Origin of the sequence: Pedobacter psychrodurus (assembly GCF_004331735.1) — a bacterium.
Lineage (GTDB): Bacteria > Bacteroidota > Bacteroidia > Sphingobacteriales > Sphingobacteriaceae > Pedobacter > Pedobacter psychrodurus.
Window position 1 is genome coordinate 1 of the sequence record NZ_SJSO01000021.1, and the last position, 20,693, is coordinate 20,693.

17 protein-coding genes and 1 riboswitch are annotated in these 20,693 nt (G+C 39.7%); of the genes, 9 read left to right on the forward strand and 8 right to left on the reverse strand.

The features are described 5' to 3' along the window. On the reverse strand, positions 1 to 228 hold a 228-nt coding region (locus EZ456_RS19935), incomplete at its 3' end, for a transposase (protein ID WP_165501373.1). Positions 229 to 478: 250 nt separating this feature from the next. On the opposite strand from EZ456_RS19935, the gene EZ456_RS19940 reads away from it, so the two are divergent. Next, positions 479 to 988, forward strand: coding sequence for a GNAT family N-acetyltransferase (locus tag EZ456_RS19940; protein ID WP_131533199.1), 510 nt, complete (start codon positions 479 to 481; stop codon positions 986 to 988). 549 nt (positions 989 to 1,537) lie between these two features. Here the strand turns inward: EZ456_RS19940 and blaB1PEDO are convergent. From blaB1PEDO to EZ456_RS19960, 4 genes are all read right to left on the reverse strand, one after another. After that, positions 1,538 to 2,251, reverse strand: a complete 714-nt coding sequence (gene blaB1PEDO / locus EZ456_RS19945; protein ID WP_131533201.1) for a PEDO-3 family subclass B1 metallo-beta-lactamase — start codon at positions 2,249 to 2,251, stop codon at positions 1,538 to 1,540. 72 nt (positions 2,252 to 2,323) lie between these two features. Further along, positions 2,324 to 2,830 (reverse strand): GNAT family N-acetyltransferase, encoded by a 507-nt coding sequence (locus EZ456_RS19950; protein ID WP_131533203.1) that lies wholly within the window; start codon positions 2,828 to 2,830, stop codon positions 2,324 to 2,326. Positions 2,831 to 3,000: 170 nt separating this feature from the next. After that, positions 3,001 to 4,134, reverse strand: a complete 1,134-nt coding sequence (locus tag EZ456_RS19955) for a histidine decarboxylase (RefSeq protein ID WP_131533205.1) — start codon at positions 4,132 to 4,134, stop codon at positions 3,001 to 3,003. A 152-nt stretch (positions 4,135 to 4,286) separates the two neighbouring features. Continuing rightward, a complete protein-coding gene (locus EZ456_RS19960) occupies positions 4,287 to 5,894 on the reverse strand; it encodes a S41 family peptidase (protein WP_131533206.1) in 1,608 nt (535 codons plus the stop codon). A gap of 190 nt (positions 5,895 to 6,084) precedes the next feature. Between EZ456_RS19960 and murQ the strand changes: the two genes are divergently transcribed. From murQ to EZ456_RS19995, 8 genes are all read left to right on the forward strand, one after another. Beyond that, positions 6,085 to 6,888, forward strand: coding sequence for an N-acetylmuramic acid 6-phosphate etherase (gene murQ, locus EZ456_RS19965; protein WP_131533207.1), 804 nt, complete (start codon positions 6,085 to 6,087; stop codon positions 6,886 to 6,888). Between the two features lie 95 nt (positions 6,889 to 6,983). Further along, positions 6,984 to 7,550, forward strand: coding sequence for a hypothetical protein (locus tag EZ456_RS19970; protein ID WP_131533209.1), 567 nt, complete (start codon positions 6,984 to 6,986; stop codon positions 7,548 to 7,550). 38 nt (positions 7,551 to 7,588) lie between these two features. After that, positions 7,589 to 8,344 carry a Bax inhibitor-1/YccA family protein gene (locus tag EZ456_RS19975; RefSeq protein ID WP_131533211.1) on the forward strand — a complete coding sequence of 252 codons (756 nt, stop codon included), beginning with the start codon at positions 7,589 to 7,591 and terminating at the stop codon, positions 8,342 to 8,344. A gap of 116 nt (positions 8,345 to 8,460) precedes the next feature. Then, positions 8,461 to 8,566, forward strand: a riboswitch (SAM riboswitch). Between the two features lie 192 nt (positions 8,567 to 8,758). Then, entirely contained in the window at positions 8,759 to 12,457 is a 3,699-nt protein-coding gene (gene metH / locus EZ456_RS19980; protein ID WP_131533212.1) for a methionine synthase, read from the forward strand. 73 nt (positions 12,458 to 12,530) lie between these two features. Next, complete coding sequence (metF, locus tag EZ456_RS19985) at positions 12,531 to 13,484, forward strand: methylenetetrahydrofolate reductase [NAD(P)H] (protein ID WP_131533213.1); 954 nt, start codon at positions 12,531 to 12,533, stop codon at positions 13,482 to 13,484. Between the two features lie 158 nt (positions 13,485 to 13,642). Further along, positions 13,643 to 13,765 carry a hypothetical protein gene (locus EZ456_RS25680; protein WP_262712012.1) on the forward strand — a complete coding sequence of 41 codons (123 nt, stop codon included), beginning with the start codon at positions 13,643 to 13,645 and terminating at the stop codon, positions 13,763 to 13,765. A 45-nt stretch (positions 13,766 to 13,810) separates the two neighbouring features. Next, positions 13,811 to 14,113: a hypothetical protein gene (locus tag EZ456_RS19990; RefSeq protein WP_131533214.1), complete on the forward strand. Its 303-nt coding sequence runs from the start codon at positions 13,811 to 13,813 to the stop codon at positions 14,111 to 14,113. Between the two features lie 80 nt (positions 14,114 to 14,193). Beyond that, positions 14,194 to 14,607: a tail fiber domain-containing protein gene (locus EZ456_RS19995; protein WP_165501384.1), complete on the forward strand. Its 414-nt coding sequence runs from the start codon at positions 14,194 to 14,196 to the stop codon at positions 14,605 to 14,607. Positions 14,608 to 14,853: 246 nt separating this feature from the next. Here EZ456_RS19995 and thrC read toward each other — a convergent pair whose 3' ends face one another. From thrC to thrA, 3 genes are all read right to left on the reverse strand, one after another. After that, positions 14,854 to 16,161: a threonine synthase gene (thrC, locus tag EZ456_RS20000; protein ID WP_131533216.1), complete on the reverse strand. Its 1,308-nt coding sequence runs from the start codon at positions 16,159 to 16,161 to the stop codon at positions 14,854 to 14,856. 88 nt (positions 16,162 to 16,249) lie between these two features. Continuing rightward, positions 16,250 to 17,185, reverse strand: a complete 936-nt coding sequence (locus tag EZ456_RS20005; protein WP_131533218.1) for a homoserine kinase — start codon at positions 17,183 to 17,185, stop codon at positions 16,250 to 16,252. A 15-nt stretch (positions 17,186 to 17,200) separates the two neighbouring features. After that, positions 17,201 to 19,654, reverse strand: coding sequence for a bifunctional aspartate kinase/homoserine dehydrogenase I (gene thrA / locus EZ456_RS20010; RefSeq protein ID WP_131533220.1), 2,454 nt, complete (start codon positions 19,652 to 19,654; stop codon positions 17,201 to 17,203). Positions 19,655 to 20,693: the final 1,039 nt, after the last annotated feature.

Here is a 20,693-nt window from a genome sequence, read left to right on the forward strand (position 1 = left end):
ACGTTCCAGCTGGGCTTCTTTAAGCTCCTTTTGAAGTTTCCGGATCAATTGCTGGTCCTCGCTAAGGCTTGTAGTATCAGCTTTTGCAATTCCTTCGCGCTCTTTCCATTTACTTAAAAGGTTCGAACTTATACCCAATTCTATTGCAACATCCTTTATCGAACCGCGGGCATGGGCCAGATCCAAAGCCATTCTTTTAAAAGGCTCATCAAATATTCGTTTGCTCATATATTCAAATTTAAAGTTTAATGTTTAAATCTGACAAGTAAATCCCTCTAGTCAAATGTAGCAACTCCAAGAGATCTATTTAGACAGATTTCTCGACTGCGTTGCACTCCGCTCGAAATGACGATAACTCGAGGGCATTTTTACGCGTAGATCAATTGCTGTCATTTATATTGATTTTTATACAATAATTATCCCTCAAAATGACAGCAGCTTTTTATATGTCCTTATAATTTACCCTTACCTTTACTTCATGCAATTACAAGTACAAAACAGCCTGGCAGCTGACATCGATACCATTTTCGAATTTTATGATATGGCTATTGCCCATCAAAAAAAGGTGTTCAACAAACATTGGCAAGGCTTTGACAGAAAAATGGTGCAAACCGAAATTGATGAAAACCGCCAATATAAAATTCTTGTAGATGGGGTGGTAGCTTGTGTATTTGCTGTTACGTTTAACGATCAGTTAATTTGGGGAGAACGGGATCATGATTCGATTTACATCCACAGGATTGTAACCCATCCCGAATTTAGGGGCTATTCTTTTGTTAAGGAAATTATCAAATGGGCCAAAGATTACGCAGTAAAGAACAGCATTAAATTTATCAGAATGGATACTTGGGCTGACAATAAAAAACTGCTCGAATATTATACGGCTTGTGGTTTTGATTATGTAGGCGTAGTAACTATGGAAAAAACTGACGGATTACCAAAACACTATGAAGGAATTAGTTTAAGCCTGTTTGAAATTGCACTGTAGCAACCGGAAATTTTTATAAAAGGACTGTCATGCTGAGAGGTCAGTTTTAAGAAAAAACAAGGGAGTTTTGATGGCAGATTTGGGCGTTTCGTCATTCCCGCGCAGGCGGGAATCTTAAAGCGCCTGCTGTTATGCCTTAGATAGTGTAGTGTTTGGCCCAAGCTCGGGCTTGCCTCGGCTCGCCGCCGCCGAAAAGGCTCTTACTTTTTCCTTGATGAAAAAGTAACAACCTGAGCGCAGCGAAAGCATGCCAGCCGTTAAAAACAACAAACACTAAGGCATAACTGAAAGGCTTGCAGCTTTTCTTGTAAAAACCTACGAAAACCTTAATTGTGGCAGTATCTAGGCTCTTAACCTTACCTATTCCCTACGCTCTCGCTTGATTCTGCCTTGTGCTGTGGATTATGAAAGTGGGAGCAAAGCTTTTCGTGCTTTTTCCTATGAAAAGCTGCTAGGCCAGATAACCAGGGGGCAGATGTGTAGCGTGTCATGGCTGTCATTAGTAACTTGTTTCAGCATCTTTTAGCTGTGTAGTAACATGGGTAAGTTCTACTTTTTCTCCTTCAAGAGCTTTTGTGTATGATCTAAAGATTCCCTATTCCCCCAGGCATCGTGCCCGGTAATCACAAATTTGGTCTCAGGATATTTCTGCTTTAAATTTTCTATGCTTTTTGGCCATGCGGCTAAATCGGACTCTGCAATATAACCCAAATCATTTGCTTCGGTGCTTTTAATCAGGCAACCGCCGAACAAGACTTTATCTTTTGGAAACCAAACCACCAGATTATCCTTTGTATGCCCCTTGCCAGCATAGTAGGTGTTTATTTTGTACTGCCCTACTGTAAAAGTTGTGTCGTTGGTAAAAGTATATTCCGCGCGGGGTTCTTTGTTGGTCTTCAATATCTCGTCGGTTAATTTATTGGTATATGTTTTTATGCCCTTGCTTTTAAAAAAAGCCAAACCACCTGCGCGGTCGCCGTGCGAATGTGTGGCAATGGCCAGCACTACTTTTTGGTGGTGTTTAGCCTGTATAGAATCTAAAAATGGCTGGAATTGTGTTGCGTCCCAAGGCGCATCGATTACTACAACGCCTTTATTGGTAACCAGGTACACGGCATTTGCATCTGTTAAAGCACCTTTATAGGTGTTGTACGAGGTATAAACATAAAGATCGCCTGTTAAATGTTTGATTTTTAATTTCGGGTTTTGCGCGAAAGAGGCAAAGCTGGATAAACAAAGTAAAAAGGAAAAAAGATAACGCATAGGATAAAGTTTAATGGTCAATTTTAAAAATAAAAAGAGTGTCTTTATGCAAACGAACGCAATTGATTTAAATTATTTAAATTCAATTTTCCAACTTAACATATCATCAACTTCTCCAATATGGATAAAGTTGTTTTTTTCTAAAATAGAATAAGAGGCCACATTGTCTTTTGTGGTGGCGGCAAAAACGGATTTTACTTTGGCTTGCTCTTTTGCCCATTCTATTAATCGGCCAACCGCTTCGGTCATAAAGCCCTTACCTCTAAATTCCTCGTAAGTACCATAACCTATTTCAATTTCACCATTTGGATCAGGCTCCCCAACAAAACAGATATCGCCTACCATTCTATGATCGGTTTTGGATATGATTGTCCATAAAGTATGGTACAGATAATCTTTATCCTTATCGAAAACGTTAGGTAAAATGGTCTGTTCTAAGGCATCGTGAAGAGAAGGAGAAATGTTTTTCTTAGTTGGCAAAAGGCCAAACTCTTGTTCTAATGAATGATCATCTTTAATATATTTTAAAAGCTGGTCGTGTGTTAAGGGCTTTAAAATGAGGCGTTCAGTTTCTATCATGCTAGATTAATTAGGATGCTAATTTAAGGGTTTAGCCTGAATGCATATTATCCCTATGTTTAATTTATGCTAACCTTAGCGTTAAATTCATCTAGATCCGTTTAATGTTTTTCAATTACTAATTTAGTATCGTTATTAAACATCTGGGTTATTGAAATGTTTATATAGCGTCAATCCTGCAACACAATTTCAGCTTCAAGGTCAGCAATTAAAAGGTCGATATGCGATTGCATTACATTTGGCATACAGATGATATGTGAATTGCCCTGTTCTGCTGCCAGTTGCCATTTTTTACAGATTGTTGCAGATGGGGTAGGGAAGTTTACGGTAATGGCATTTGCATTTCGCCATGCAGCTATGCCAATCTCTTTAAGTCTGTTTTCTGTATAAACTGCTGTTGCTAAACTGTGCATAGCCCTGCTTTTTAAACCTGCTATACCCAAACGTTTAATGGTGTACCATAAAAATAAAGGGCTATGGCCATTTCTGGATCCGGTAATAGTGGTATCAACACTTCCGATGTAAGCCACTGAACGGGCAATCCGATCACGATTCGATTTTTTGGCAATCACCACTCCGCAAGGCATCGGCGAACCAAAAAATTTGTGGCCACTAATGGCAATGCTGTCTGCACCATCTTCAAAGTCGAATGCTGGTCTTGGTTCAATTAATGCACTGTAGGTGCCAGAAAGTGCCGCATCAGCGTGGATATAATAATGCTGGATAGCCAGTTTTTTTAAAATGGTTTTAATTTTGGCCACATCATCACGTGCTTCGGTCATGGTGGTGCCAATATTGGCCATAATAATAACGGGCATGTGGCGGTTCATCTTAATGGTGTATTCAAGGTCTTCGTAATCGATTTCTCCGTTTTCCTGGGTACGAATGACGATGTTTGACATGTTGAGTAAATGCAGATTCTTTTGCACACTATAATGTGTAGCTTCAGAGTAATAAACCATTCCCTTTGGATGTAACTCACGGGCAAGGTATAAGCCATAGAGATTGCCTTCTGAGCCCCCATTGGTTACATAACCCCACCAATTATCAGCAGGAGCACGGAAAAGTTCGGCAAAAAACCGGACTACTTCTTTTTCCAGCTCACGCGAGCCTACGCCATAGGTCGAAGTAACGAAAGGATCGCCGAGGTTATTCATCGGATATTTTAAAAAATCAGAAAGTGCCTGATAATCGAAGTCTTTAGAAACGGGATAACCTAAAAATAAATCGGTCTGTTCCTTAACATGCTCTAACAGATCATTTAATACCTGTTGATCTTTTTCCTGTAATTTGCTCGCTTCCATACCTGATATGATTTGCTGGCAAAATTAATAAAACAAAATATAGTATTATTATTCGATTTAAAATAAGAATATTATATTGTTTAGTATGTGTTTTTTGAAATTAAAATTTAATATAGGCGGTGGGTCTATCCTCTGCGAAATATAAAATATGGCTATTGAAGGTTAAGAAGTGCTTGCCTTACCGCATTGTCGGTCTGGTTTGATGCTTTGTAATAGCCCACATCGCCAAGATAATAGCGACAAAGCAAAGCTTTAAGGTCGTTTAAGATCACATTTTTCGAATTGTACAATTGAAAACGGTCTATCGCTACATTTTTGCGTTGAAGAAACCCGATAAAATCTTTAAAGTCGTTATCGTTTACAGTAAAGATGTTGATGTTCTGTTCTACAAAACTGGCGCTATATTTATTGGTAAGCACATTAAATACATAATCAGAAAGCACTTTTTTGCTCACTAAATTACTGTAAAACTTATTGTAGCCACTCGTGTCTAATTTCACAAATACATCTGGTTGGATACCGCCAATCGGTTTAACCTTTCTGTTTGGTTGAATATTTACACCCTCAGTTTTCTCAATAGAATCTTGAAAAGAAGTCCGGTCTCCGGTAAGCTCTCCGTCCATCATGCGTTCGTCTAATTCATGTTTGTAGGCATCGTAACCTTTCTTGTACGATTTTTGAATGCTACGCCCCGATGGTGTGTAATATCTTGCAATGGTTAAATTCAATGCAGAACCGTCGCCAAAAGCAAATTGTTCCTGTACCAAACCTTTGCCAAAAGAGCGGCGGCCAACAATAATCCCGCGCCCCAAATCCTGGATCGCTCCAGCTACAATTTCGCTCGCAGAAGCCGTATTTTCATTAATCAAAATAGCCAGTTTACCATTTTGAAAAGCACCAGTGCCTGTAGAAAAGTAATCGGTACGTGGTTCATGTTTACCCTGTGTATATACTATAAGTTTGTTCTCGCCCAAAAACTGATCGGCCAAACCTGTAGCTGCAGTAAAATAGCCACCTCCGTTATCGCGCAAATCAAGAATCAGCTTTTTCATACCCCTTGCTTTCAGGTTATTGGCTGCAACAGAGAAATCGTTATCGGTATTGGCGCCAAACTTACTAATCCGCACATAACCGGTTTCGTTGTTAATCATGTAGGCGGCATCAATACTACTGATGTTTACTTTACCACGGGTAACCATAATGCGGTTACTTTGCGGAACCCCTGGGTGTAAAAGCACTACGCTCACACCAGTACCAGATCTGCCTTTAAAACGACCGGTAAGTTGATCTTTTGGTAAATTTCTTCCGCTTACTACTGCGGTATCGATACTCAAGATCTTATCTCCTAATTTTATCCCCGCCAGGTAAGCCGGCCCATCTTTAACCACGCCGGTAACCATCATGGTATCGTTAAGCATATAATATTCTATGCCTACACCTTCAAAGTTCCCTTCCAGGTTATCGGTCATTTCTTGCGCATCTGTTGGCGGCAAGTAAACACTATGTGGATCTAGTTGGTGTAAAACGCTGTCGATGGGTAAATTTTGAAGCGAATCGGTATTGATGTCATCAACATAATTGCCGTTGATGATGTGTAAAATTTCGTTTAATTTTTCGTCGCTATTGCTGGCTAGCTGAGGACTTTTTTTAACGCCAAAGCCCTGGTCTTTAATAAATTTTATGCCCAAAAACATACCCACTATTAAAATTACAGAATAGCTCACAGCAATCAGTATGTTGTTTCGGGTATTTTTTTTCATCAGCGTTAATGCAAATTTATGAAAATTAGCGAGTTGATATATTTTTTAACTGCATTTTCATGTCTTTTGTTTATAATATTTAACATTAATTAACGCACAGAAAGCCTCGCTTGAAATTTATGACACATATTTTTGGGTTTTTAGCGCAGTTTTTAGAAAGAATTTACCGAATTTTATCAAAATTAAATTTATGAATAGAGTTACCGAGCAAGAATCTAACTATGATCACATCGATAAGATGTCGGTGTTAGAAGTTTTGCAGGGCATTAATAACGAAGATAAAACTGTAGCATTTGCAGTTGAAAAATGTTTGCCTCAGATCGAAAAATTAACTTCGGCAGTTGCCGAGCGAATGAAAAAAGGTGGTCGTCTTTTTTATATAGGAGCAGGTACAAGTGGTCGTTTAGGTGTAGTAGACGCATCCGAATGCCCACCTACATACGGTGTTCCTTTTGATTGGGTTGTAGGAATTATTGCTGGTGGGGATACTGCCATTAGAAGAGCGGTAGAATTTGCTGAAGATGATGCCGAACAAGCCTGGAAGGATTTGCAGGAATTTAATATTAACGAAAAAGATTGTTTGGTTGGCCTGGCAGCATCTGGTACAACTCCATATGTAATTGGTGGATTAAACACAGCACGTAAGCATGGTATTTTAACGGGTTGCATTGTTTGTAATATCGGCGGACCTATTGCTGCAGAATCAGATTTTCCGGTTGAAGTGGTGGTTGGCCCTGAGTTTGTTACCGGTTCTACCCGCATGAAATCTGGTACAGCGCAGAAAATGGTGTTAAACATGTTAAGCACGACTGTTATGGTTCAGCTAGGGCGTGTTGTTGGCAATAAAATGGTTGATATGCAGTTAACCAATCATAAACTGGTAGATCGTGGTACACAAATGGTTGCCGATGAGCTAAACATTGGTTATGATGAAGCCGCCGAATTGTTAACCCGTTATGGAAGTGTGCGTAAAGCAGTTGAAGCAGGACACTAAGAAATGAGAGAAGGATAGAAGGAGTGAATGATAAAATGTAGGAATAACTTTAACATTCAATCATTCAAAACTCACTCATTCAATAATTAAAGTATATGCACGAAATTGAGCCTTATTACCAATGGAGAGATGATTATATTTCGGCAGAAGATGAGCGTTCGCCATTTTATAACACCGAATATTCAGAACTTTACTTCGATAAGCAGATTTATAACTTTTTATTGCACCCACAGTGGGATGAGTTTGGTTCGAATACCCTATATATGAAGGTGTTATATGCCGATTATGATCGCAGTTATGCCATTATAGAGTTTATAGGGGAGTGGAACGATGCCATTAATAATGATATCATGTTAATGAAGCGCGACATTTTAGAACTGATGATGGATGAAGGCATTAATAAGTTTATCCTGATCGGAGAAAATGTGCTAAATTTCCATGCTTCTGACGATAGTTATTACGAAGAGTGGTTTCAGGAAGTAGAAGATGGCTGGATTGTTGGGGTAAACTTTCAGGAACATGTAATCACCGAGTTTCGCGATAATAACATCGATTATTACATTAACTTTGGTGGTGCTTTTGATGATCTGCCGTGGCGTACATTAAAACCTTTACAGTTCTTTAAAAAAGTTGAAGAACTGCTGACAAAAAGATTGAACTAAATATTTATTTTTATATAGTTAAATACACAAAATTTAAAATGGAACAACAAAATTATCAATATCAAAAAGACAGTGTTTTTGTACAGGAAAGATCCGCATCTAAACGTTTCTTCGGAAATGTTTTCTTATGGATGTTTGTCGCATTAGCTGTTTCTACAGTTGCAGCTTACTTTATCGCCAGTACACCGGCAGTATTGGATTATCTTTTATCTTATAACCCACAAACGGGTAAGGGTGGCTTTACTGTTTTAGGTTACATTGCAATATTTGCTCCACTAGGATTAGTATTCTTGATGGGTGCTGGTATGCAACGAATGTCTTATCAGGCGTTAATAGGTGTGTTTTTGCTTTATTCTATATTAACTGGAGTAATGCTCAGCTTTATCTTGTTAACCTATTCTTTGCCATCAGTTGTAATCAGTTTTGCTGCAGCCGCCGCGATATTTGCAGTAATGGCGATAATGGGATATACCACAGATACCGATTTAAGTAAATTTGGCCCTATATTATTTGCAGGTGTAATCGGTTTAGTGATCATTAGCATAATCAATATGTTTTTGGGTAGCTCAACATTAGGCTACATCATGGGATTTATCGGAGTGGCGATTTTTACTGCATTAACTGCATATAAAGTTCAGGAGCTTAAAAGAATAGGCGAAGGTTTGGATGAAAATGGAAACGCTCTAGGTGTAAATGAAAGCAAAAAATTAGCAATCATGGGTGCGTTGTCGCTTTACATTACTTTTATCAACTTGTTTTTGTCGCTGTTACGTATTTTCGGTAACAGAAGATAAACCTAAAAAACAGAACAATATTCTTAAGGCCGCGCAGTTTTGCGTGGCCTTTGTAATTTTATTTGGTAGCTAAGCGATAATTTTTGGAATTGATGTAGCTTTGTTGCATTTTTGTATGCTTATTAAGAAAGACGGAGGGATTAGACCCAACGAAGTCTTAGCAACCTGTAACCATACAAGGTGCTAAATTCTATCCCGAATAAATTCGGGACCAGATAAGTTTAGGATTACGATTCACGTACCAACTTTTAAGATAAGCCTTTTGGAGACTTGAGACACTAGATTTGAGACAATAGATTTGAGACAATAGACTTGAGATTTGAGACATAGCGTCTAACCCGATCTCATATATCTAGCATCTGATATCTAACATCTAACATCTAACATCTCATATCTCAAATCTTACAACAACAAATGGGTATAAGAGAAGAATTAGAAAAACGTATTTTGGTGATTGATGGTGCAATGGGTACCATGATTCAGCGATATACCTTAACCGAAGAAGATTTTAGAGGGGAGCGATTTAAAAACCATCCCTGTGATGTAAAAGGCAATAACGATTTGCTCAACATCACACGTCCGGATATTATAAAAACGATACACCTGGAGTACCTGGCGTCTGGTGCCGACATTATCGAAACCAATACGTTCAGTACCCAGCGCATTTCCATGGCCGATTACCAGATGGAAGACCTTTCTTACGAAATGAGTTTTGAAGGTGCACGTGTGGCAAAAGAAGCTGTAAACGAATTTATGGCGGCAAATCCAGACCGTAAATGTTTTGTTGCCGGTGCTATTGGCCCAACCAACCGTACCCTTTCCATGTCGCCGAATGTAAACGATCCTGGTTTTAGGGCAGTTTATTTTGATGAACTCGAAGAAGCTTATTATGAGCAGGTGCGTGGTTTGGTAGATGGTGGTTCTGATGTATTATTAATCGAAACCATCTTTGATACTTTAAATGCTAAAGTGGCTATTGTAGCCATTAAAAAATATGAAGAGGTAATTGGCCGTAAATTGGAGATCATGATTTCCGGTACCATTACCGATGCCTCCGGAAGAACACTTTCAGGTCAAACTGCCGAAGCTTTCTTAAACTCTGTAATGCATGCAAAACCACTAAGTATTGGTTTTAACTGTGCTTTGGGTGCTAAAGAAATGCGCCCGCATATTGAGGAGCTTGCTGCAAAAGCTGGCTGTTATGTTTCGGCTTACCCAAATGCTGGTTTACCAAATGAGTTTGGTGCTTACGATGAGCAGCCGCATGAAACGGCACATTTGGTTGACGATTTTATTTCTTCAGGTTTTGTAAACATTGTTGGTGGCTGTTGTGGTACCACGCCAGAGCATATTGGCTGTATTGCCAAAAATGCGAGAAAAGCTGAACCGCGGAAAATACCGGTTCTTGAACCATATATGCGTTTAAGCGGATTAGAGCCTGTAACCATCACCCCAGAAAGTATTTTTGTAAATATTGGTGAAAGAACAAATATTACCGGATCCCCAAAATTCTCTAAACTGATTTTGGGTGGCGATTATGAAGCTGCATTGGCCGTTGCATTGCAACAGGTTGAAGGTGGTGCACAAGTAATCGATGTGAATATGGATGAAGGGATGTTGGATTCGGAAGCGGCAATGACCAAGTTTTTAAACCTCATTGCTTCCGAACCAGATATTGCCAAATTGCCCATCATGGTCGATTCATCTAAATGGTCGGTTATTGAAAATGGCTTAAAATGTTTGCAGGGAAAGGGAATTGTAAACTCTATTTCACTAAAAGAGGGTGAAGATAAATTCCGCGAAAGTGCCCGTAAAATTATGCAATATGGCGCTGCTGTGGTGGTAATGGCTTTTGATGAGCAAGGGCAGGCCGATAATTACGAGCGTAGAAAAGAAATCTGTAAAAGAAGTTACGATATCCTGGTACACGAAATTGGTTTCCCGCCAGAGGATATTATTTTTGATCCCAATATCTTAACCGTGGCAACAGGATTGGAGGAGCATAATAATTATGCTGTCGATTTTATAAATGCCACCCGTTGGATCAAAGAAAACTTACCTCATGCTAAAGTGAGTGGAGGGGTTTCCAACATTTCTTTCTCTTTTAGGGGGAACAATACCGTTCGTGAGGCAATGCACTCCGCATTTCTTTATCATGCCATTCAGGCCGGTTTAGATATGGGGATCGTAAACGCAGGGATGTTAGAGGTTTATCAGGAAATTCCACCCGAATTATTAGAAAGGGTAGAAGACGTACTGTTAAACCGTAGAGATGATGCAACAGAGCGATTGGTAGAATATGCCGATACGGTAAAATCGAAAGGTAAAGAGATAGTTAAAGATGAAGAGTGGAGAAAAGGCCCTGTTGAACAAAGATTGTCGCATTCACTGGTAAAGGGAATTGTTGAGTATCTGGATGATGATGTGGAAGAAGCCAGACAAAAATATGCCCGCCCTATTCAGGTAATCGAAGGGCCATTGATGGATGGAATGAACATCGTTGGTGATTTATTCGGTGCCGGAAAGATGTTCTTACCTCAGGTAGTAAAATCGGCAAGGGTAATGAAAAAGGCTGTAGCCTATTTATTGCCATTTATCGAACAGGAGAAATTAGATAACCCCGATCGAAATCAAAGTTCATCAGCAGGAAGAGTATTAATGGCCACTGTAAAAGGCGATGTGCATGATATTGGAAAAAATATTGTGGGTGTGGTATTGGCCTGTAATAACTTCGAAATTGTAGATATGGGTGTGATGGTTCCCGCACAGGAAATCATTAAAAAAGCCAAAGAAATAAATGCCGATATTATTGGTTTAAGTGGATTGATTACGCCATCGCTGGATGAAATGGTTCATTTTGCCAAAGAGATGGAGCGCGAAGGTTTTACCATTCCATTAATTATCGGAGGAGCCACAACCTCAAGAATTCACGCTGCGGTAAAAGTAGCGCCGAATTATTCGGGCCCAGCTATTCATGTGTTAGATGCTTCGAGAAGCGTTACCGTTTGCAGCACCTTAATGAATCCTGAAACAAAAGACGATTATGTGGCAGGCATCAGGGCAGAATATGACAAAGCCCGCGAAGCGCATTTAAACAAGCGATCGGATAAACGTTTTAAAACGCTTGAAGAAGCCCGCGAAAATAAATTTAAGATCGATTTTCAGCCAAACTTACCTGTACCAGAATTTACAGGTACAAGGGTTTTCGATAATTACCCTTTAGAAGAACTGGTTCCATATATCGATTGGACACCGTTTTTCCATACCTGGGAACTTCGTGGCAGTTATCCGAAAATTTTCGATGATAAAAATGTAGGCGACGAAGCAAAGAAACTTTTTGATGATGCACAGACATTATTAAAACGCATCCTCGACGAAAAACTGTTAACAGCAAGGGCCGTAATCGGTTTTTGGCCAGCAAATACCGTAGGAGACGACATCGAGTTGAGAGTTGAGAGTGTTGAGTTGGGAGACTCCAAACCCCAAACTTCAAACTCCAAACTTGTTAAAATACACACCCTCCGCCAGCAGGCCGAAAAGGTAGATGGGCAGCCTTATTATGCCTTATCTGATTTTATTGCACCGAAGGAAAGTGGTATTCAGGATTATTTTGGTGGTTTTGCAGTAACGGCAGGTATCGGGATTGATGAACTGGTGAATGAGTTTGAATCCAATTACGATGATTATAACAGCATCATGGCCAAAGCACTGGCCGATCGTTTAGCTGAGGCTTTTGCAGAACGCTTGCACGAACGTGTACGTAAAGAATATTGGGGTTATGCACAGGATGAAAATTTGAGCAACCAGGAATTGATTAAAGAAGAATACGCAGGTATCCGTCCAGCGCCAGGTTATCCTGCCTGCCCGGAGCACACCGAAAAGGGAACTTTATTCCAGTTACTTGATGCGGAGAATAAAATCGGACTACATTTAACCGAAAGTTATGCAATGTACCCAACAGCAGCGGTAAGCGGGTTTTATTTCGCACACCCCGATTCGAGGTATTTTGGATTAGGAAAAATAACCAAAGACCAGATTGAAGATTACGCCATCAGAAAAGATATGCCGATTGAAGAAGTGGAGCGATGGTTAAGTCCGAATTTAGCTTATTAACCCCCAGCCCCTAAAGGGAGGGAATCATATACAAATTAAAAATTTAATGTCCCGATTAATCGGGATTAGGGTTATGAAGATTACAGACCATATAAAAAGCGCAAAGGGTAAAACCTTATTCTCTTTTGAATTATTACCTCCTGTTAAAGGACAAAGCATACAATGGATTTATGATGCTATAGAACCATTATTGGAGTTTAATCCACCTTTTATTGATGTGACTTCGCTCCGCGAGGATTACATTTATAAAGAACAGGGAAACGGGCTCTTGCAAAAGGTGTCTTACCGCAAGCGCCCGGGTACCATTGCCATTTGTGCGGCTATTATTCATAAATATAAGGTTGATGCCGTTCCGCATCTCATTTGCGGTGGATTTACCAAGGAAGAAACCGAAAATGCATTGATCGATCTGCAGTTTTTGGGCATTGATAATGTGTTAGCATTGCGAGGCGATGCACGTAAGGCAGATGGGAATTTCGTGCCAACTCCTGGCGGACACTGTTATGCCACTGATTTAATCGAACACATTAAAAACCACAACGAGGGTAAGTTCTTGCATGAAGATGTGGAAACCTTTAAAAGTGATTTCTGTATTGGCGTTGCAGGTTATCCTGAAAAGCATTTCGAAGCACCGAATATGAATACCGATTTCAAATACCTGAAAAAGAAGGTGGAGTCGGGTGCCGAATTTATTGTTACACAGATGTTTTTTGATAACCAGAAATATTTCGATTTTGTAAAGAAATGCAGGGAAAACGATATCAATGTTCCGATTATACCAGGTTTGAAACCGATCAGTACTTTGTCACAGTTAAATGTGCTGCCTAAGATTTTTCACATCGACTTACCCGATGAGTTAACTGATGCACTATCGCACGCTAAAAATAATAACGAGGCGAAAGAAATTGGTACAGAAGCCATGATTAAACAATGTAAAGAACTGATTGATTTTGGCGCTCCGGTATTACACTTTTATACCATGGGCCGCCCAGAACAGACTAAAAAGATTGCAAAAGCTATTTTTTAATAAATCTTTATAAAGACTTCGCAGGTTTCTAAAACCTGCGAGGTCTAAAGCTACTGCAAATTGCTATCTGCCAACTGATTTGAGCGTTACCCAATCCCGGAAATAGGGAAAGGGTCAGGCTTTTCAGGGCTTCGCTCCGGTACCGATGAAAAGCATTTATGACCCTAGCATTTTATAACGGGAAGAAAGGAATACGTGCTGCTTTTGTAAACTGGAGAATATCAGCCCCTGATGTGGAGCTGGCTACTGCCGCAATGCTCGAAATTATTACAGAACTTTAACCTTAAATTTATTGTTTTTAATACATAGGGCTTATATTTGCAGCAATGAATTTTTATGCCTTTAAATACATCCTCATTAGCTGCATTGCAATAACTTTTTTCTTAAAAGTGAGCCATGTGGTTTCGTATTTAAGCTATTCTGCCAACAATGTTGAACTTTTATCCACAAACGATGATGCAACAGAAAAGGAAGAAAAGAAAGTGGAACCCGAATACGCTATCCAGCAGACCATGTTTCATGGCGATATCAATTTTACCTTTCAAACTTCAAAAAAGGTGATTATTCCTGATCATTCTTTCCAATTGGCTTACTTTCCAGAGGTTTTAACACCGCCGCCTTCCGTATAAATATATCTTTTAGGTTTATTTCTTGTTTCACAAAAATGTGGAACTCAATTTTCTATTTCAAAAATTACAAAATAATATATATGAAACGAGCAATTTCATTTGCAGTGCTGTTAATCGCTGCCTCTTTAAAAATCAGTGCACAAGAAGTTGTGCAGAACAATGTTAAACCTGTAGAAAATGCCTTAGGCCAGGTTACTAAACTCGAGCCGGTAAGTTTTAATTATGATAAAGCCTGGGCCGAAAAACTGAAGTTATCTGCCAAACCACAGTATGGTTTTGTAGGTGTTGACGCAAAGGCAGCCGTTCCGGGTATCGTTTCGGTGCAGTCAAAAGATTATAGTTCTGGCAAAAATGCTTTTAAAAGCGCCACCATTACTAAGGTAGATTACGAAAGTTTAATTCCGCTTTTAGTTGCCAGTATAAAGGAGCAACAGCAACAGATTGAAGCGCTACAGCGCGAGCTGAAAACACTGAAATCGCAAAACACTAAATAACTAAATAAATAATAATGAATCCCGATGAAAATCGGGATTTTTTTATTCTGCGTTCTTTTTGTATTTCGGTATTTTACAGTTCGAAACGATTAAAAGGGATTGCGCAGGCGAGTATGAAATCTGGACATTAATCTGATAGATACGTCATTCCCGCGCAGGCGGGAATCTTAATGCCTGTTACTCGCATTAGGATTCCCAATCAAGTTGGGAATGACGAACTTTCGAAATAGAAGTGTATTTTACTTATTACCCTCTAAGCAAATAATTTTTAAATCCTTCAAAATCCACACCTAACTGATCAGCGTGTTTTGGTTTGCTTTCTAAGGCTTTTACCTGCTCAGGGATTTCTATTTTAGCCGCGATATCGGCAGGGAAAATATCAGGGAATTTGCAGGCATGTGCAGTAGATAAGAAAACTGCGGCGCTCTCGTCTGTAGGGTTTTCATTTCTGTATTTTTCAACTGCTAAATAAGCTATAGCAGTATGCGGACAAGCAACATAGTTTAATTTGCTATCAATTTCTTTGATGGCTTCTAATGTTTCATCATCAGTGAAACGGTAAGAAGTAACCACTTTTTTTATTGCTTCTATATCCTGATTAAACAGGTCCATAATGCGCACCCAATTGCTTGGTGCACCAACATCCATGGCATTCGAGTAGGTTTGGGTTGATGGCTTGGTTTCATAAACACCGCTTTCTAAAAAGCGTGGCACAGTATCATTAACATTGGTAGCGGCGATAAACTGTTTAACAGGCAATCCTAGTTTGTATGCCAATAAACCGGCGCCGATATTCCCAAAGTTTCCACTGGGTACCGAAAATACCACATCTTTAAAACCTTGTTTTTTCAGTTGGGCATAGGTGTTGAAGTAGTAAAATGTTTGCGGAATTAATCTCGAAATGTTAATCGAATTGGCAGAAGTTAATCTGAATTTAGCATTCAGTTCATCATCCGCGAAAGCTTGTTTAACCAAAGCCTGGCAGTCGTCAAAAGTGCCTTTTACTTCAATGGCCCGGATATTCTCGCCATTGGTGGTTAATTGCAGTTCCTGTATCGGACTCACTTTCCCTTCTGGGTAAAGAATAGTTACCCTGGTATTCGGTACACCTAAGAAACCCAGAGCCACTGCGCCACCGGTATCGCCCGAAGTAGCCACCAGGACATCTAAAAGTTGTTCGCCATCTTTTAAGAAATAAGCCATCACACGGCTCATGAAACGAGCGCCAAAATCTTTAAAAGCTAAAGATGGGCCATGGAACAATTCGAGAACAAAGGTTTTGTCATCTAATTTAACAGCTGGTGCTTCAAAATTAATGGCATCATCAATTAAAGTTTTTAAATCCCCGGTAGGAATCTCATCTTTTAATAAAGTTGAAGCTACTTTATAAGCAATTTCAGGTAAAGAATACTGTTCAATATTCTGGATAAATTCGGCATCCAATTGAGGGATTTCAACAGGCATATATAGGCCTTTATCCTGTGGCATGCTGTTAAAAACGGCTTCTTTGAAAGAAACACGTAAATCTTTATTGTTGGTTGAGTATAGTTTCATTTTTTATGAGGTTGGAGGGTTGAAAGGTTGAAGGTTGGAAGGTTTTGGATGCTTAGCCCTCTACCTTTAAACCATCTACCTTCCAGCCTTAAGAAATTACTCTCGGTCCTTCGGCGTTAACCGGAGAAACAAAAGCTTTGCTATTAATATTTATTTTATGTAAATGTTGCTGTTGCAATTTGGTTATTTTTCTAGCCGTTTCTTCATCTTTGGTCAATGCGAAAACAGATGGGCCAGAACCTGATATTCCGAAGCCAATTGCGCCATTTTCCATAGCCAATTTTCTCATTTCTTCAAAACCCGGTATCAAAATCGAACGTGTTGGCTCTACCAGAACGTCTTTCATGCTTCTTCCAATCAGATCAAAATCGTTCATAAACAATCCACTCACCAAGCCTGCAACATTTCCCCACTGGGTAACCGCATCTTTTAATGCCACCTTACTGCGAATCATTTGGCGTGCATCTTTGGTGGGTACATCTACTTCTGGGTAAACAATTGCCGCATACATTCCTGCCGGAGTAGGTAAAGAAATCACATCAAGTGGTTCGTAACTTCTTACCAATACAAAGCCGCCTAACAAAGCAGGGGCAACATTATCGGCATGGCCATAACCACAGGCAAGTTCTTCACCTTTCATTGCAAAGGGAACCAGCTCTTTAGTGGTTAATAAGTCGCCCATTAATTTGTTAATGGCAAACAAACCAGCAACTGTACTGGCCGAGCTTGAGCCCAATCCACTGCCAATAGGCATTTTCTTATGCAGTTCAATTTCTACGCCTACATCTAAACGGTTTACATGCTTTAAATAATGCTGAACACTTGCACTTACGGTATTTTTTGCTGCATCTAAAGGCAAACGGCCATCATCGCCAGTAATTCTTTTAATCACCACACCTGGTGTATCGGTAAATCGCATTTCAACTTCATCACCAGGTTCGTTTACAGCGAAACCCAGTACATCGAAACCACAAACTACGTTTGCAACGGTTGCCGGGGCGAAAACTTTTATACTATTTTTCATTATTAATTGGCTTAGCTATTTATTTAAAGTACCTACGTTAATGATATCTGCAAAAACACCAGCAGCGGTAACTTCTGCACCTGCACCAGGGCCTTTTACCACCAACGGGCGGATTTTGTAGCGATCTGTAGTAAAAGAGATAATATTATCACTTCCCGATAGCATATAAAAAGGATGGCTATCATCAACCATTTGCAGGCTGATTTCGACATTGCCGTCCTCTAGCTTTCCGATATAACGTAAAACCTTTCCGTCATTTGCTGCGGTATTTTTTAAATTTTCGAAATAAGCCGCATTAGCCTGTAATTCAGAATAGAAATCTTCAACAGATGTGGCATTTAAACAGGCTTCTGGCAAAATGTTGTCGATTTTCACATCACTGGCTTCTAATGGGTAACCAGCATCACGGGCAAGGATCAACATTTTACGCATAAAATCTTTTCCATTTAAATCATCGCGTGGATCTGGTTCCGTATAACCCAGTTCCTGTGCTTCCTTTACCGTTTCGTAAAAGCCGGCATCACCGTTAAAATTATTGAAGATGTAAGAAATGGTTCCTGATAAAATCGCTTCAATCCTCGCTACCTTATCGCCACTCATCATCAGCTCGCGTAAGGTGCGGATGATTGGCAGGCCTGCACCAACATTGGTTTCGTAATAAAAATCCACACCGAATTTTCGGGCTGTATCTTTAAATGATTTATACTGGGCAAAATCTGCCGAGTTTCCTTTTTTATTGCAGGTTACTACCGAAATGCTGCTTTCGAATATACCCTGATAAAATTCGATTGGCGATTCTGCAGCTGTGTTATCTACAAAAACACAGTTTGGCAAGTTTAGGGCTTTCATTTCGGCAACAAAACCTGCTAAATCTGCCTGTTCACCATTTGTATTCAATTCCGCTTCCCAATTTTCTAAAGAAAGACCATCAGCATTGAAAATCATTTTGCGTGTATTGCTGATGCCCGTTATCTTAACCTGTAAATCGTTATTGGCTGCCAGAAATGGCATCTGCTCTTTCAATTGGTTAAATAATGTTTTACCAATATTTCCGGTGCCCAGGCAGAAAACATTTAGTGTTCTTTTCAGGTCAGTAAAAAAAGCATCATGCACTGCATTTACGGCTTTCGATAAGTCATCTTTGCTAATAATTACCGAGATGTTATATTCTGAAGAACCCTGAGCGATAGCCCTTACGTTGATACCGTTACGACCTAAAGCGCTGAACAAACGTCCGCTCATACCTGGAGTACGTTTCATATTTTCGCCAACAATAGCCAATACAGCTAAGTTATTTTCAACTTCTGGCAGTTCTAGCTTTTTAGCATCTAACTCCAGCTCAAATTCTTTTTTGATTAAAGAAATGGCCTGCGAAGCATCTGTTGGTTTAACCGCGAAAGTAATGCTATGTTCTGATGACGATTGAGTAATCAATACTACATTGATCTGTTCGCGCGAAAGCAGTGAAAATAACCTGCCGCTAAAGCCTGCCTTACCCACCATACCACTACCAGTTAGGTTGATAATGCTGATATGATCGATAGAGGAAATTCCTTTTATGGGTAAACTTGATGCTTTTACATCGCTTTTGATATAAGTTCCTGCGAAATCAGGTTCGAAAGTGTTTTTGATCACAATCGGAATCTTTTTCATAAAGGCAGGGATCATTGTTGGTGGATAGATCACTTTTGCGCCGAAATAACTCAGCTCCATGGCTTCGGTATAGCTCAGCTCTGGTAAGGAGAAGGCCTTTTTTACCATGCGTGGATCGGCGGTCATCATGCCGTTTACATCCGTCCATATTTCTATCTCTTCCGCATTTAAAGCTGCACCCCAAACCGCTGCGGTATAATCAGAGCCACCACGACCTAAAGTTGTTACCCTGCCTGCTGCATTGCTGGCTATAAAACCAGTAACAAAAAGTACTTTGCCTTTATTTTCCTGGTAAAAATTGTTAATCAGCATCTCGGTTAGCTCAGTATCTACCTTTGCCTGCCCAAAGTTGCTATCGGTTTTAATCAGGTCAGATCCATTAACATAAAGTGAATCGCCAATGTTTTTTGAGGCAATATGGCTGATCATAAAGGTAGAACAACGTTCGCCATAGCTTAAAATCTGATCTTTAGTCTGCAAGCTCAGTTCTCGCAGATTGGCCACGGCCTGTAATAGGTCTTCAAGCTCATTAAAAAAGATTTTTAGGCGCGTAAACACAGGGTTTTGTGCTGCCGCAGGTAAAAGTGCGCGGATTACAGCAAAGTGTTTTGCTTCGATTTCTTTTAAATGAGTATCGTAATCTTCACCGCGTTCGGCCATTTCGGCCATATCGGTAAGTAAATTGGTTACACCACTCATTGCCGATAATACAACTACCGGGCTATTCTTCTGTTTTTCTTCGCCAACCAGGCGTAAGAGGGTTTTAATGTTCTCGGCCGAACCTACGGATGTGCCGCCGAATTTGAGTACTTTCATTAGTTTATATTGGTTTTAACTGTTTGATGCTGCGCAAATTATTTCATCGTTTATATTGTTGCTTGTGCAGGTTTCATTCAGCATGGGTTAAAAAAAAAGCGTCCCGATTTTCATCGGGACGCTCTCTGTGTTTTATGTTTTTTCAATTTACAACAAATTAGCCCCGCTGGTTTATACCGGTGGTAATAATAATCGTTGTAATAATTGAAGTGTTAAAATTCATCTTGTCTTTGTGTACTTTGTACACCGTAAAGTAGAAGATTATTTTTTTAAAATGCAAATGTTTTTTGATTTTTATTTCGAAGTTTCTATTAAAACGTTTAAGTAGATGAAATAGCCGCATTTTTTGAACCCGAAACCAAATCATTCCCTTCTCGTGTGATAACTCCATCCTTGTTAAGAAGTGGGGGTGTTTAAAGGGTGGGGCAGTGATAATACTTAGGATCAGAAAAGGTTCTGCAGTAATTCTTCGGTCGTGATAGTCCTGCTAACCGCTATAGTCCCGATGGAAATGCTTACTTAGTGAGATCGGGAGCTGCCGCTTTTCTCAGGTTTAGTTAAATTTGGGTTGTGGTCCTATTTAGGTTCGTTACCGTTCTAACGCATATTCATTCCCCTTTCGAGGGGTGCTTGCAATGTTATTAAATTAATGAGAAAACAAAAAACATTGTCATCCTGAGCCTGTCGAAGGACAAATGTTTTTTTGCTTTCGACTATTAAAGGTCTTCAACAGGCTCAGACTGACAACACCTATCTTTAACTTAATGACATTAAGGGTGCCCGTAGGACGGGCTGGTTAGAAAAGAATAATAAGAGGGCTAAATTTATGCATCAATATTATTTTACTCATTCCCTTATGGATTTCCAGTCGTCCATGAATCCTATCATAAAAGCCATGTCGAATTTAAGAACGCTCTTGCTCCTCACACTTTTAACCATTTTTTGTAGTCAAGCCTTTTCACAGAATACGAGTACTATTCGATGGGTATGTCGAGGTCCAGTTGCGCCAACTTCGCCGCTCTGGTTAATGCACTATAAG

What these genes read in the sequence shown, in the direction of transcription:
- EZ456_RS19940 (WP_131533199.1), top strand. Translation starts at nt 479, where the DNA reads ATGCAATTACAAGTACAAAACAGCCTGGCAGCTGACATCGATACCATT.
- blaB1PEDO (WP_131533201.1), bottom strand. Translation starts at nt 2,251, where the DNA reads ATGCGTTATCTTTTTTCCTTTTTACTTTGTTTATCCAGCTTTGCCTCT.
- EZ456_RS19950 (WP_131533203.1), bottom strand. Translation starts at nt 2,830, where the DNA reads ATGATAGAAACTGAACGCCTCATTTTAAAGCCCTTAACACACGACCAG.
- EZ456_RS19955 (WP_131533205.1), bottom strand. Translation starts at nt 4,134, where the DNA reads ATGGAAGCGAGCAAATTACAGGAAAAAGATCAACAGGTATTAAATGAT.
- EZ456_RS19960 (WP_131533206.1), bottom strand. Translation starts at nt 5,894, where the DNA reads ATGAAAAAAAATACCCGAAACAACATACTGATTGCTGTGAGCTATTCT.
- murQ (WP_131533207.1), top strand. Translation starts at nt 6,085, where the DNA reads ATGAATAGAGTTACCGAGCAAGAATCTAACTATGATCACATCGATAAG.
- EZ456_RS19970 (WP_131533209.1), top strand. Translation starts at nt 6,984, where the DNA reads ATGCACGAAATTGAGCCTTATTACCAATGGAGAGATGATTATATTTCG.
- EZ456_RS19975 (WP_131533211.1), top strand. Translation starts at nt 7,589, where the DNA reads ATGGAACAACAAAATTATCAATATCAAAAAGACAGTGTTTTTGTACAG.
- metH (WP_131533212.1), top strand. Translation starts at nt 8,759, where the DNA reads ATGGGTATAAGAGAAGAATTAGAAAAACGTATTTTGGTGATTGATGGT.
- metF (WP_131533213.1), top strand. Translation starts at nt 12,531, where the DNA reads ATGAAGATTACAGACCATATAAAAAGCGCAAAGGGTAAAACCTTATTC.
- EZ456_RS25680 (WP_262712012.1), top strand. Translation starts at nt 13,643, where the DNA reads ATGACCCTAGCATTTTATAACGGGAAGAAAGGAATACGTGCTGCTTTT.
- EZ456_RS19990 (WP_131533214.1), top strand. Translation starts at nt 13,811, where the DNA reads ATGAATTTTTATGCCTTTAAATACATCCTCATTAGCTGCATTGCAATA.
- EZ456_RS19995 (WP_165501384.1), top strand. Translation starts at nt 14,194, where the DNA reads ATGAAACGAGCAATTTCATTTGCAGTGCTGTTAATCGCTGCCTCTTTA.
- thrC (WP_131533216.1), bottom strand. Translation starts at nt 16,161, where the DNA reads ATGAAACTATACTCAACCAACAATAAAGATTTACGTGTTTCTTTCAAA.
- EZ456_RS20005 (WP_131533218.1), bottom strand. Translation starts at nt 17,185, where the DNA reads ATGAAAAATAGTATAAAAGTTTTCGCCCCGGCAACCGTTGCAAACGTA.
- thrA (WP_131533220.1), bottom strand. Translation starts at nt 19,654, where the DNA reads ATGAAAGTACTCAAATTCGGCGGCACATCCGTAGGTTCGGCCGAGAAC.